Origin of the sequence: Dyella choica, from assembly GCF_003977665.1 — a bacterium.
Lineage (GTDB): Bacteria > Pseudomonadota > Gammaproteobacteria > Xanthomonadales > Rhodanobacteraceae > Dyella_B > Dyella_B choica.
Genome location: NZ_RYYV01000001.1, coordinates 492,294 through 504,558, shown reverse-complemented (window position 1 = coordinate 504,558; position 12,265 = coordinate 492,294). Strand labels below are relative to the sequence as shown.

At 62.5% G+C, this 12,265-nt stretch carries 13 protein-coding genes; 8 read left to right on the top strand and 5 right to left on the bottom strand.

The window, feature by feature from the left end:
• Positions 1–115: 115 nt before the first annotated feature.
• Positions 116–673, bottom strand: coding sequence for a ribosome recycling factor (gene frr, locus EKH80_RS02450; protein WP_126683119.1), 558 nt, complete (start codon positions 671–673; stop codon positions 116–118).
• A 90-nt stretch (positions 674–763) separates the two neighbouring features.
• On the bottom strand, positions 764–1,486 hold the full coding sequence (gene pyrH / locus EKH80_RS02445; RefSeq protein ID WP_126683118.1) for a UMP kinase: 723 nt from the start codon (positions 1,484–1,486) through the stop codon (positions 764–766).
• A gap of 183 nt (positions 1,487–1,669) precedes the next feature.
• On the opposite strand from pyrH, the gene EKH80_RS02440 reads away from it, so the two are divergent.
• On the top strand, positions 1,670–2,095 hold the full coding sequence (locus EKH80_RS02440) for a VOC family protein (RefSeq protein ID WP_126683117.1): 426 nt from the start codon (positions 1,670–1,672) through the stop codon (positions 2,093–2,095).
• Positions 2,096–2,216: 121 nt separating this feature from the next.
• On the opposite strand, the gene tsf is transcribed toward EKH80_RS02440, so the two are convergent.
• A complete protein-coding gene (tsf, locus tag EKH80_RS02435) occupies positions 2,217–3,098 on the bottom strand; it encodes a translation elongation factor Ts (protein WP_126683116.1) in 882 nt (293 codons plus the stop codon).
• Between the two features lie 56 nt (positions 3,099–3,154).
• A complete protein-coding gene (gene rpsB / locus EKH80_RS02430) occupies positions 3,155–4,051 on the bottom strand; it encodes a 30S ribosomal protein S2 (protein WP_126683115.1) in 897 nt (298 codons plus the stop codon).
• 313 nt (positions 4,052–4,364) lie between these two features.
• Between rpsB and map the strand changes: the two genes are divergently transcribed.
• From map to dapE, 7 genes are all read left to right on the top strand, one after another.
• On the top strand, positions 4,365–5,129 hold the full coding sequence (gene map, locus EKH80_RS02425) for a type I methionyl aminopeptidase (RefSeq protein ID WP_126683114.1): 765 nt from the start codon (positions 4,365–4,367) through the stop codon (positions 5,127–5,129).
• Between the two features lie 101 nt (positions 5,130–5,230).
• On the top strand, positions 5,231–7,879 hold the full coding sequence (gene glnD / locus EKH80_RS02420) for a [protein-PII] uridylyltransferase (protein ID WP_126683113.1): 2,649 nt from the start codon (positions 5,231–5,233) through the stop codon (positions 7,877–7,879).
• A gap of 133 nt (positions 7,880–8,012) precedes the next feature.
• Entirely contained in the window at positions 8,013–8,474 is a 462-nt protein-coding gene (locus tag EKH80_RS02415; RefSeq protein WP_126683112.1) for a PepSY domain-containing protein, read from the top strand.
• A 69-nt stretch (positions 8,475–8,543) separates the two neighbouring features.
• Positions 8,544–9,371, top strand: coding sequence for a 2,3,4,5-tetrahydropyridine-2,6-dicarboxylate N-succinyltransferase (gene dapD / locus EKH80_RS02410; RefSeq protein WP_126683111.1), 828 nt, complete (start codon positions 8,544–8,546; stop codon positions 9,369–9,371).
• Positions 9,368–10,159, top strand: a complete 792-nt coding sequence (locus EKH80_RS02405; protein ID WP_126683110.1) for a ceramidase domain-containing protein — start codon at positions 9,368–9,370, stop codon at positions 10,157–10,159. The genes dapD and EKH80_RS02405 overlap by 4 nt, the downstream gene beginning before the upstream one ends.
• Positions 10,156–10,515, top strand: coding sequence for a Spx/MgsR family RNA polymerase-binding regulatory protein (locus tag EKH80_RS02400; protein ID WP_126683109.1), 360 nt, complete (start codon positions 10,156–10,158; stop codon positions 10,513–10,515). Before EKH80_RS02405 ends, EKH80_RS02400 begins: the two co-directional genes overlap by 4 nt.
• Positions 10,516–10,518: 3 nt before the next feature.
• The gene (gene dapE, locus EKH80_RS02395) at positions 10,519–11,679 is read left to right on the top strand and encodes a succinyl-diaminopimelate desuccinylase (protein WP_126683108.1); all 1,161 of its coding nucleotides are present in this window, start codon (positions 10,519–10,521) and stop codon (positions 11,677–11,679) included.
• Positions 11,680–11,713: 34 nt separating this feature from the next.
• Here dapE and EKH80_RS02390 read toward each other — a convergent pair whose 3' ends face one another.
• Complete coding sequence (locus EKH80_RS02390) at positions 11,714–12,184, bottom strand: DUF2147 domain-containing protein (protein ID WP_126683107.1); 471 nt, start codon at positions 12,182–12,184, stop codon at positions 11,714–11,716.
• Positions 12,185–12,265 lie beyond the last annotated feature (81 nt).

The window sequence follows — 12,265 nt, the reverse complement described above, 5'->3', positions numbered from 1 at the left end:
AGTCCGCATGGGGGCTGCGGTTGTGCAAGATGGACCCCTCACCCTTCTTTGCCCCTCCATCATGTGGCGTGTACGGCGCATGCCAATCGTTTGTTCCTGCTGGGGATGGATGCCCTTACATGGACATCAACTCTTCTTCCTTGGCCTTGGCCAGCTTGTCGACTTCCTTGACAAACTGGTCGGTGAGCTTTTGGATCTCATCATCCGCCCGCCGTTCCTCGTCCTCGGTGATCTTCTTTTCCTTGAGCAGGTCCTTCACGTGCTGCAGTGCATCGCGGCGCACATTGCGGATGGCGATCTTTGCATTCTCGCCTTCGTGCGACACGTGCTTGGCCAGTTCGCGGCGGCGCTCCTCGGTGAGCGGAGGCATGTTCAGGCGGATCACCGTGCCGGCCGTGGTGGGTGTAATGCCTAGATCGGAAGCCAGCAAGGCCTTTTCGACCGGGCCGACCATGTTCTTCTCGAACGGCGTGATGATGATCGAACGCCCGTCGGCCAAGGCAACCGTTGCCACCTGGTTCAGCGGCATGTCGGAGCCGTAGTAGGGCACCTTGATGCCATCGACCAGCGTCGTGCTAGCACGGCCGGTACGCAGGCGGGACAAGTCGTGCTTGAGGGCATCGATGCTCTTGCCCATGCGGGTCTGGGCATCGCGTTTGATGTCGTTGAGCATGGGAAATCACCCGATGGCGTGCAAGCCGGCAAGTATAGCAGTAACTTTCCGCCCCTCTTCGTGGCGGGGGAAGGGGTAGAAGTCGGCTGGTCAGCTGGCGTCGACCAGCGTACCGATCGGCTCGCCGTGCATGATGCGCATAAGATTGCCCGGCACGGTCATGTCGTAAATGCGCAATGGCATGCGCTGGTCGCGGCATAGCGCTATCGCGGCGGTATCCATCACGGCCAGCTTGCGCTCGATCACCTGGTCGTAGGTAAGTCGATCGAAGCGCTTGGCGTCACTGTGCTTGGCCGGGTCGGCGGTGTATACCCCGTCGACCTTGGTGGCCTTGAGCAACAGATCGGCGCCCACTTCGATGGCGCGCAGTGCCGCGGCCGAGTCGGTGGTAAAGAAAGGGTTGCCGGTGCCGGCGGCGAACAGCACGATGCGGCCTTTTTCGATGTGGCGAATGGCGCGGCGGCGGATGAAATCCTCGGCCACGTCATGGATCTGGATAGCGCTCATCACGCGGGCAAAGCCGCCGCGTTTCTCGATGGCATCCTGCATCGCCAGCGCATTCATCACGGTGGCCAGCATGCCCATGTGATCGCCGGTGACGCGATCCATGCCGGCGGCAGCCAGGCCGGCGCCGCGGAAGATGTTGCCGCCGCCGATGACCACGCCGATCTGCACGCCGATCTTCTGAACTTCGATGATTTCATCGGCCAGCCGGCCGATGACCTTGGGGTCGATGCCGTAATCGGCCTCCCCCATCAATGCTTCGCCGGAGAGTTTGAGCAGGATGCGTTGATACTTTAGCGGGTCGCTCATGAGGGCTCCGGATGGTTGGGGGGAGGGGCAGCGGGAAGGGTTGTTCCCGGATCGCCGTCGGGGCATCGTGTACAAATGCCCCAAGCAAAACGACCGCATTGTAGCGGACGTCGCCGCAGACGTCAGCGCGTCATACTTTTATGCTCTGTAAAGCTCAAGGCGCAGCCACGACCGGAGTTCGCCATGCACCACACCATCGCCGCCATTGCATTGCTGGTGCGAGACTATGACGAGGCGATTGCGTTCTACACCGGTTGCCTGGATTTCGAGTTGGTCGAGGACACTCCGTTGGGCAAAGGCAAGCGCTGGGTATTGTTGGCACCGCCGGGCTCGCGCGAAACACGCCTGTTGCTGGCCCAGGCCAGTACTGCCGAACAGGACAGCTATGTTGGAGAGCAAGGTGGCGGGCGTGTCTTCCTGTTCTTGCACGTCGACGATTTCTACGCGCGCTATCAGGCGATGCGTTCGCGCGGCGTGCGTTTCCTTGAGCAGCCGCGCGAAGAGCCGTATGGCATCGTGGCAGTGTTCGAGGATTTGTATGGCAACAAGTGGGACCTGTTGCAGCCGCGCGTGAAACCGGCGCCTGCCCCATTGCGGCAAGTGACCTGAGTGCACGACTTCGGTTCGGGGGCAGGCCCCGACCAGCGCCGAAGCGGGGCCGAGAGTGTCCAAGAAAAGCAAAAAGGCCGCGGTTTCCCGCGGCCCCTTGCTGCAAGCGAAGCGCGGCGATTTACGCCAGGCCTGCCTGCTTCATCACTTCAGCGGCGAAGTCTTCTTCCACCTTTTCGATGCCTTCGCCAACGGCCAGGCGAGCCACCGTGATCACGTCCGCGCCTTCCTTCTTCAGCGCCTCGGTGACGGTAACGTTGGTGTCCAGCACGTAGGCCTGGCCGAGCAGGGTGACTTCGGAAATGATCTTGGCGACCTTGCCGTTGACGATCTTTTCCAGGATGTCGGCCGGCTTGTTCTTTTCCTTGTCGGACATCTGGCTCAGCGCGATGTCCTTTTCCTTGGCCAGGAAGTCGGCCGGCACGTCCTCGGTGCGCACGAACTGCGGATTCATCGCAGCCACGTGCATGGCGATGCCCTTGGCCAGCTCTTCGGAGCCACCCTTCAGCGTGACCAGCACGCCGATGCGGCCGCCGTGGACATAGCTGGCGATGACGCCGCTGTTGGACGCCTGCGCCATGCGGCGGACCTGGATGTTCTCACCGATGGTGGCAATCAGGGCCTTGGAGGCTTCTTCCACGCTGCCGCCGTCCGGATAGGCGGCAGCCTTCAGCGTGTCGACATCCTTGGCGCCGGACTTCAGTGCGATCTCGGCGACGTTGTCGCTGAACTTCACGAAGTCGGGGTTCTTGGTCACGAAGTCGGTTTCGCAGTTCACCTCCACCAGCACGGCGTTGCCGTCGGCCTGGGCGGTGACGATGCGGCCTTCGGCCGCTACGCGACTGGCCTTCTTGTCGGCCTTGGCGAGGCCCGACTTGCGCAGCCATTCCATCGCGACCTCGATGTCGCCGTTGTTCTCGACCAGCGCCTTCTTGCATTCCATCATGCCGGCGCCAGAACGCTCGCGGAGTTCCTTGACCAGTTGGGCGGAAATATTGCTCATGGGATCCTCGGAAACTTGGGGCGCCGGACGCTGCTGCGTCCGGCGCGTTTTAAGACTTAGTCGGCGTCGCTGGTGTCGTGTTGCGCACGGCCGCCACGGCCGCCACGGTTGCCACGGCCACCGTCACGGTCGCCACGGCCGGCGCCCTTCTTGGGCGGCGGGTTGCGGCGCGGCGGGGCGGCGCGGCGTTCATCTTCTTCCTTGGCGACCGGATTGCCTTGCTCGTCCAGCTCGACGAATTCGTTGGCATCGCCCTGGGCGGCGGCCGGAGCGGCAGCCTTGCCTTCGAGGATCGAATCGGCGGCGGCGCGGGAGTACAGCTGGATGGCGCGGATCGCGTCATCGTTGCCCGGGATGGGGTAGTCCACCAGTTCCGGGTTGTAGTTGGTATCGACCACCGCGATCACCGGGATGCCGAGCTTCTTGGCTTCCTGCACGGCAATGTTTTCATGGCCGATGTCGATCACGAACAGCGCGTCAGGCAGGCGGTTCATGTTCTTGATGCCGCCGAGGGAGTTTTCCAGCTTGGCGCGCTCGCGACGACGGGCCAGCACTTCATGCTTGACCAGCTTGTCGAAGCTGCCGTCGGTCTCGGCCGCTTCCAGTTCCTTCAGGCGGGCGACCGACTGCTTGACGGTGCGGAAGTTGGTCAGCATGCCGCCGAGCCAGCGGGCGGTGACGAAGGGCATGCCGGCGCGGGCGGCTTCTTCGGCCAGGGCTTCGCGGGCGGAGCGCTTGGTGCCCACGAACAGCACGGTGCCGCGCTTCTGGGCCAGACCCGACAGGAAGTTCATCGCGTCGGTGAACAGCGGCAGGGTCTTCTCGAGGTTGATGATGTGGATCTTGCCGCGGGCGCCAAAGATGTACGGGGCCATCTTCGGGTTCCAGTAGCGGGTCTGGTGACCGAAATGCACGCCAGCTTCCAGCATCTGGCGCATGGTGACTTGAGCCATGGTAGTACTCCTGCAATGGGCCTTGTTCGAGTGGCCCGGGGGTTGGGACCTCCACGTACCCCCGGCTTCGACCGTAGCGCCCTCGAGGCTAGGAGAGGGACGGCTACAGCACCCCGAAGACGGTGCCGATACGTGTGTGGCATTGGTTGGGCTTGCACCGCATGGCGGTTACAATCCCGCTTCGCTTTGCGCCGTGTGCGGTCATTCGTGGCCGGAAGCGGTCTGCAAAACCCGGAAATTGTAGCCGGGACCACCGCTTCGCGGCAAGTTGGCCTGGTTTTCGGCCGGATTGCCGCCATATCTGACTGGACCTATGGCAATCACCCTCAAATCCGCCCAAGACCTCGAAGGCATGCGCATCGCCGGCCAGCTGGCGGCTGAAGTGCTGGCCATGCTCAAGGAGCATGTGAAACCCGGGGTCACCACCGAAGACCTGGACCGGCTCGCTTACGAGCACATCGTGAACGTGCAGAAGTCGATTCCCGCCAACGTGGGCTACCACGGCTTCCCCAAGACCCTGTGCACCTCGGTCAACCACGTGATTTGCCACGGCATTCCCAGTCCCGGCAAGGTGCTGAAGGACGGCGACATCATCAATCTGGACGTCACCGTCATCAAAGACGGCTGGCACGGCGATACCAGCCGCATGTACTACGTGGGCACGCCCGGCGTGCTGGCCAAGCGCCTGGTGGAAACCGCCTATGAGGCGATGATGCGCGGCATTCAGGCCGTGCGTCCCGGCGCCACCCTGGGTGATGTCGGTCACGCGATCCAGAAGCATGCCGAGGCGGCTGGCTTTTCGGTGGTGCGCGAATATTGCGGCCACGGCATCGGCAAGGTCTATCACGACGAGCCGCAGGTCCTGCACTACGGCAAGCCTGCCACGGGCGTGGTGCTGCAGAAGGGTATGACCTTCACGGTCGAGCCGATGATCAATGCCGGCAAGCCGCAGACCAAGCAGCTGCCGGACGGCTGGACAGTGGTTACCAAGGATCACTCGTTGTCGGCGCAGTGGGAGCACACCATCGCCGTGACGGATGACGGGTTTGAGATTCTGACCCCCTGGCCGGACGCCTGATCGGACGCACAGCAGGCTGGGGCGCGAACCCCAGCAGCATCCCGATTGATATGGCAATGTTGGGGCCAGCCCCCAAACTTATGCGCCAGGCAAGCTGCCGGATGACCTCGTCCGCCGTACCCCTCCCTCCATTACCCCGCCTCCCGGTTGCCGTCCCGCGCTCGGGTGTTTCCACCGAAGCACGTGTAGCGCTGCGTCAACTCGTCGGCGACCTCGATCGGGCCATCGCCTTGGCTTTCCGTGATGGCGCCGATGCCGCGGTGCTCGCGCAACGGCGCAGCGAATCGGTCACGCGCATCGTGGCGCATGTGTGGATGGCTTGCCTGGGCGAAGTCGGGGATGCGGCGCTGTTCGCCATCGGCGGTTTCGGACGCGGCCTGTTGTTTCCCTATTCGGACATCGACCTGCTGGCCCTGGTCCAGCATGCGGACGCTTCACGCTTGCGTGCGCTCGAACAATGCTTCGCCACCTTCTGGGATATCGGCCTCAAGGTCGGCCATGCCGTGCGTGATCCTGCGCAATGCAAGACGCTGGCGGCTGCCGAGGCCAGCGTGTTCACCAGCCTGCTCGACGCGCGCCGTCTGGCCGGCGATCCCGCGCTTGATGCCAGCCTGCGCGCCATCGTGGAAGCACCGGACATGTGGCCACCGCAGGCTTATCTACAGGCACGTCTGGCCGAACGCGACGCACGCTATGCGCGTTTCGACGATACCGCGTACAACCTGGAACCCAACCTCAAAGACGGCCCCGGTGGATTGCGCACGCTCGATTCGCTGCGCTGGCTCGGCAGGCGCCTGGCCCATGCGGCGGATTTTCCGGACATGGTGACCGAAGGTTTGCTCGATCCGGCCGAATGCGACACGCTGCTGCAGGCCGAAGCCACACTGCGCCGCTATCGGTTCGCCTTGCATCTGGAGGCACGGCGCCCGGAAGAACGTCTGTTGTTCGACTATCAGCGCGCGCTCGCCGCGCAGCTGGGGTTCGAAGACGAGCACGAAAGAAACCTTGGTGTCGAGCAATTCATGCAGGGCTACTATCGCGCCGCCAGCCAGGTGGAACGCCTGGGCTGGCAGATTGCCGAGCGCTTCGTGGAGATGCTGGAGCCGCCCAGCGTGGCGCAGCCGGTCGGTGCAGATTTCGTGCGCTACGGCGCTCGCGTAGCGGTATGCGATCCGGACCTGTTCACCCACCGTCCTGCGGCGCTGGTGGACATTTTCATCGCCAGACTGGACCAGAAAGGCGTCATCGGCTTCACCGCCGACACCATGCGTCGCGTCCACCAGGCTACCGCGGCGATGGGCACGCAACTGGCCGATGATCCACAAGTGCTCGCTTCCTTCCTGCAATTGCTGCGACATGGCGCCCCGGCGGTGGATGCGCTGTGGCGCATGAACCGCCACGGCTTGCTTGCGGCCATTCTGCCTGCGTTTGGCAAAGTGTTCGGCCGCATGCAATACGACTTGTTCCACGTCTACACCGTGGACGAGCACACGCTGCGCGTACTGCGCAACGTTGCGCGATTCGCCGATGCATCCACGCAAGCCGAATTTCCGCTCGCATGCGAAGTGTGGGCGACCTTGCCCAAGCCTGAAGTGCTGCTGCTTGCGGCGCTGTTTCATGACATCGCCAAGGGAAGGGGGGGGGATCATTCCGTGCTTGGCGAAGAAGATGCGCGTTCCTTCGGCAGGAAACTGGGCCTGCCTGAGGAAGACATCGAACGCGTGGCGTGGCTGGTGCGCTGGCATCTGCTGATGAGCACCACCGCTCAGCGCCAGGACATCACCGATCCGGATGTGGTGCACCGTTTCGCCGAGAGCGTGGCAGGGCGCGAACGACTGGGGCAGCTGTACCTGCTCACCATCGCCGACATCATTGGCACCAGTCCGCGCCTGTGGAATGCGTGGAAGGACCGCCTGCTTGCGGACCTCTATACCGCCACACGCTATGCCCTGCGCCGCGAGGCCAAGCCGTCGTCCGGCGCAGTTGCGCGCGTGCAGGTATGCCGCGAGCAGGCCATGGCCTTGCTGATGGCCGATGGCAACGACCGCATGGCGGTTGAACGGCTGTGGGACAGCTTCCCGATGGTCAGCTTTCTGCGCCATCGGCCGGAGCAGATCGCCTGGCAGAGCGCCCAAATCCTGAGCGGGCAAGGCAAGTTGCCGCTGATTTCGGTGAATCCGCTGTCGGTGCGCGGCAGCACCGAATTGTTCGTCTATGCGCCGGATCGAGACGGCCTGTTCGCCAACGTCACCGCCATGCTGGACCGCCTGCACTTTTCGGTGATGGAGGCGCGCGTGCTCAGCTCGCCTGACGGCAAGGCGATGGACACCTTTGCGCTGCTGGAAGCGGAAACGCAGAAACCAGCGAGCCCCGAGCGGGCGGAGGAATTGCAGCAACGCCTGCATCGGGCCCTGCTGCAGTCGGCGCAGATCATGCCGTCACGACGCAGCATGTCGCGGCATTTGAAGCACTTTCAGATGACGCCGCGCATCGATTTCAAGCAATCCGATGGACGCACGCAGATGGCGCTGGTATGTAGCGACCGTCCCGGCCTGCTTGCCGCTGTCACACAAGTGATGATGGCTTGCGAGGTGCGTGTGCACGATGCCCGCATTGCGACGTTTGGCGAGCGCGTGGAGGACTTTTTCCAGCTCACTGATCGCCGCAACGAGCCGTTGAGCGAGACACAGCAGCAGCGGTTGTGGCAGGCTCTGCGGGAGCGGATCGGACCACAGAGCTTGTCCGCATAGCCTGAGGCTATGTACCCGGCGGCTATGCAAGCATCGCATGGGATGATTTTCCGCCAAGCCGTCTCGGCGGCTTGCCATCGCCAATCATCTTTCCCCATTTTGGCTGAAATCTGCCCTGCAAGGCCGTGCCCTCATGTCCGCATCTCATACCTTTCTGAAACTTGCTCGACAGCTTCATCTGTATATCGGCGTGTTCATTGCGCCCGCGGTGCTGTTCTTCGCCTTCACCGGCGGCTTGCAGGTGTTCGGCCTGCATGAAACCTCCCGCGACGGCGATTATCGGCCGCCCGCGTGGCTGGCGGTGGCTGCGCAGCTGCACAAGAAGCAAACGGACGTGTTGCCCGCGCGCCGCGTGCGCCCCGTGGAAGGAAGTGCGTCCCGGGTTGGCGCGGGCGCCACGCAGGAGACTGGGCCGGCGACTGCCATCCGGCATCCGCTGCCATTGAAGATTTTCTCCGCTTTCGTGTCGTTAGGGCTGTTCGTGTCGACCCTGCTGGGCCTCTACATGGCTTATCGGTACACGCGCAAGCACGTGCTGATAAGCATGTTGCTGGCGGCGGGGACGATATTTCCGATCGTCCTTGCCCTTATTTGAAGCCTCGCGCCGCATCGACCGGCAAGTGGTTGTAATCTTCAAAAGTCGTCCCGAACACGAGACTTGCTCATGCAGCCCATTGAAACCCTCATCAACGCCGCCTTCGAGCGCCGCAACGACCTCACCCAGGCCGAGATCGAAACCCATTTGCGCCCGGCGCTGACCCAGGTGATGGATCTGCTCGAATCAGGCGAGCAACGCGTTGCCGCACCCGATGGCCAAGGCGGCTGGGTCGTCAACCAATGGCTGAAGAAAGCCGTGCTGCTGTATTTTCGCATCAACGGCAATCGCGTGGTGGACGGTGGCCCGGCGCTGGCGTTCGACAAGGTGCCGTTGCGTTTTCAGCAAGGTAACGACTCGGAACTGGAAAATCTCGGCGCGCGCGTGGTGCCTGGAGCATTGGTGCGTCGGGGCGCCCACGTCGCGAAAGACGCAGTGCTGATGCCCAGCTACGTGAACATCGGCGCCTATGTCGGCCCGGGCAGCATGGTGGACACCTGGGCCACGGTCGGTTCTTGCGCGCAGATCGGCGCAGGGGTGCATTTGTCCGGCGGCGTCGGTATTGGCGGTGTGCTGGAACCTTTGCAGGCCAATCCCACCATCATCGAAGACAACTGCTTCATCGGCGCTCGTTCCGAAGTGGTGGAGGGCGTGGTGGTGGAGCGCGGCAGCGTGATCGGCATGGGCGTGTTCCTCGGCCAGTCCACGCGCATCTACAATCGCACTACGGGTGAAGTCAGCTATGGCCGCGTGCCGGCCGGTAGTGTAGTGGTGGCAGGCAACCTGCCGGCGAAGGACGGTAGCCATAGTCTGTACGCGGCGATCATCGTCAAGCAGGTCGACGAGAAAACCCGCAGCAAGACGGGCATCAACGAACTGCTGCGGAGCGGTGAGTGAGCAGCCATTTCGTCGCCACGCTGGACAGTCGGGTGCTAGGTCGAGCCTACGCCTTGGCCGTGCTGGGTGGAGCGTTGCTGATCCTCGCGCTCGTGTTGCCATCTTTTGCACAACCGCAGAGCTATCACGACTTTGCAGATGCGCGCGGCTGGCTGGGCATCCCCAATGCCGGCAATGTTGTTTCCAATATCATGTTTCTGGCGGTCGGGCTGGTTGGTTTGGCCGCCATCATGCATGGGCCTGCCGTGCGCGGCATGCCGCGCGCAGCGCGCCATGCCTATGGCTTGATGTTCCTTGGCCTGGTCTTCACTGCATTCGGGTCGGCTTACTACCACTGCGCGCCTTCGGACGCACGGCTGGTATGGGACCGCTTGCCGATGACCTTGGTGTTCATGCCGTTGCTGGCCGCGACCTTTGCCGAACGTCTGTACTGGCATTCGGACTTGCCTCTGTTGGTGCTCACGCTATTGGGCATCGGCAGCGTGGCGTATTGGAAATACAACGGTAACCTGATGCCCTACTTGATGGCTCAGGGTGGCACGGTGCTGCTTATTCTCTTGGCCATCGTGTTGTTGCCGACGCCATGGACCGAGCGCCGCATGCTGTGGCCGGTGCTGGGTTGTTATGCGGTAGCGTTTGTCAGCGAAAAAATCGACGTACGGATTTTTCACTGGACCTCAGAAACGCTCAGCGGGCATACCATCAAGCATTTGCTTGCGGCCGCAGCTTTCTCCTTCATCCTGCGCATGCTGCAGCAACAACAACTCAAGACGGATCAGTACCGATGACAGTCACCACGCTATATGGCCTGCCCAATTGCGACACCTGCAAGAAAGCGCGCAACTGGCTTACTCGCTTCGAGGTGACGCACGAGTTCGTCGATTACCGCGCCCACCCGGTGCCGCCCGCCACACTCAAAGCATGGGCGCAGCATTTGGGCGGCTGGGAAAAGCTGGTCAACAAATCCGGCACTACCTGGCGCAATCTGCTGCCGCAACGCAAGAACCCAGGCACCGATCCGGAGTGGACCTTGCTGCTGAAGGAATATCCTGCGCTCGTCCGTCGTCCCGTGGTGGTACAGGCCGATGGCGCGGTGAGTGTGGGATTTACCGACAATGGCTTCAAGAAACTGTTCGGGCGCTGAACGATGTCTGAGGTATTCGATTTGGCCGTCGACTTGATCCGCCGTCGCTCCGTCACGCCGGAAGATGGCGGCTGCTTGCAGGAAATCAGTGCGCGGCTGGCGCGGCTTGGTTTCCGTATCGAGCATCTTCGCTACGGTGACGTGGATAATTTGTGGGCTACGCGTGGTGCGAACAATGCGCCGGGCGAGGGACCCTTGCTGGTTTTCCTCGGTCATACCGACGTGGTGCCGAGTGGGCCGGAAGATGCGTGGCAGAGTCCGCCGTTCGAGCCGACTGTGCGTGATGGCCGACTGTACGGCCGCGGCGCGGCGGATATGAAGAGCGGGGTTGCAGCCATGGCGGTGGCGCTGGAGCGATTCGTGACCCGCCATCCGGATCATCCCGGACGTGTTGGTCTGCTGCTTACCAGCGATGAAGAGGGACCCACCAATCTCGATGGCGTGCGGCGCGTCGCGGCTTACTTGCGCGAGGTGGGCGAGCGAATCGATTGGTGCGTGGTGGGCGAGCCTTCTTCCAAGCAAAAGCTGGGCGATCTGATTCGCGTCGGCCGGCGCGGTTCGCTGTCGGGAAGCTTGAAGGTGCGCGGTGTGCAAGGCCACGTGGCGTATCCGGACAAGGCGCTAAATCCGATTCACGCCTTTGCGCCAGCGCTGGCCGAACTGGCGGGAGAGCGCTGGGATGAAGGCAACGCCGATTTTCCGCCCACGTCGTTCCAGGTTTCCAATCTCAACGCCGGCACCGGTGCAAGCAACGTCATTCCGGGTGTGCTGACCGCGTTGATCAATTTCCGCTACAGCACCGCGAGCACGGCGGAAAACCTGCGCCGGCGCAGCGAGGCGATTCTTGCCCGGCATGGCCTGGACTACACGCTGGAGTGGTCGCTGTCGGGCGAGCCGTTTTTGTGTCCCTCGGGAGGGCGCTTGCGCGATACGGTGGTATCGGTATGCCGCGAACTATGCGCTACGGAACCCGAACAGAGCACGGGCGGTGGTACTTCGGATGGCCGCTTCATCGCACCGATGGGCGCGGAGGTGGTGGAGCTGGGGCCGGTCAATGCCACCATCCACAAGGTGGACGAGTGCATTGACCTGGCCGAGCTGGAACGCTTGCCTGATTTGTATCAGGCGATTTGCGAACGAATGTTGTTGCGGCCGCTCTGCTGACCGGCGTCAACTCGCCTTCCATCACGGGGCGGACTTACTGTTCCTGCCGCACCCAGGTCTGGCTGCGCCCGAGCAACGAGATGCCAATGTAGCCGTGTACGTCGAGCTTTTGGCCGCTTTCGGAGAGCGAAAGCTTGACCTTGTAGATCTTGCCTTTCGCAGGATCGAGGATTTGGCCGCCCTGCCACACCTCGCCTTCGCGTTTGACGCCCCACATGATCACCATTCCCTTGATCGGTTCGTCCTTGCGTACACCTTCGCACTTGCGGCATACCGGATTTTCGCCGTCCCGGGCGATTTCCTCAGGGGTCAGGTTCATCAGTTGAGTGATTTTGCCCTGCAGTTCGCCGTTGACTTCGCTGATCTGGATGATCGATTTGGGTTGGCCGGAAACGTCGTCGATCTGTTGCCAGGTGCCTACCGGCGTGCTGCTGTCGGTGGCGCCGGCAATGCCGGCGCCCAGTAGTAAATGGGCAGCGATGATCCAGCGAAACCGTGTTTTCATGGTGTTCTCTCATGTCTTGGGTCAAGTGATGAATCGCCTCTGCCGTTTGTCATCCGCCTGGGTGAGGGGATCTCGCAAAGA

Excerpts from the sequence above, each read along its gene's own strand:
- frr (WP_126683119.1), bottom strand. The coding sequence starts at position 673 with ATGCTCAACGACATCAAACGCGATGCCCAGACCCGCATGGGCAAGAGC.
- pyrH (WP_126683118.1), bottom strand. The coding sequence starts at position 1,486 with ATGAGCGACCCGCTAAAGTATCAACGCATCCTGCTCAAACTCTCCGGC.
- EKH80_RS02440 (WP_126683117.1), top strand. The coding sequence starts at position 1,670 with ATGCACCACACCATCGCCGCCATTGCATTGCTGGTGCGAGACTATGAC.
- tsf (WP_126683116.1), bottom strand. The coding sequence starts at position 3,098 with ATGAGCAATATTTCCGCCCAACTGGTCAAGGAACTCCGCGAGCGTTCT.
- rpsB (WP_126683115.1), bottom strand. The coding sequence starts at position 4,051 with ATGGCTCAAGTCACCATGCGCCAGATGCTGGAAGCTGGCGTGCATTTC.
- map (WP_126683114.1), top strand. The coding sequence starts at position 4,365 with ATGGCAATCACCCTCAAATCCGCCCAAGACCTCGAAGGCATGCGCATC.
- glnD (WP_126683113.1), top strand. The coding sequence starts at position 5,231 with ATGACCTCGTCCGCCGTACCCCTCCCTCCATTACCCCGCCTCCCGGTT.
- EKH80_RS02415 (WP_126683112.1), top strand. The coding sequence starts at position 8,013 with ATGTCCGCATCTCATACCTTTCTGAAACTTGCTCGACAGCTTCATCTG.
- dapD (WP_126683111.1), top strand. The coding sequence starts at position 8,544 with ATGCAGCCCATTGAAACCCTCATCAACGCCGCCTTCGAGCGCCGCAAC.
- EKH80_RS02400 (WP_126683109.1), top strand. The coding sequence starts at position 10,156 with ATGACAGTCACCACGCTATATGGCCTGCCCAATTGCGACACCTGCAAG.
- dapE (WP_126683108.1), top strand. The coding sequence starts at position 10,519 with ATGTCTGAGGTATTCGATTTGGCCGTCGACTTGATCCGCCGTCGCTCC.
- EKH80_RS02390 (WP_126683107.1), bottom strand. The coding sequence starts at position 12,184 with ATGAAAACACGGTTTCGCTGGATCATCGCTGCCCATTTACTACTGGGC.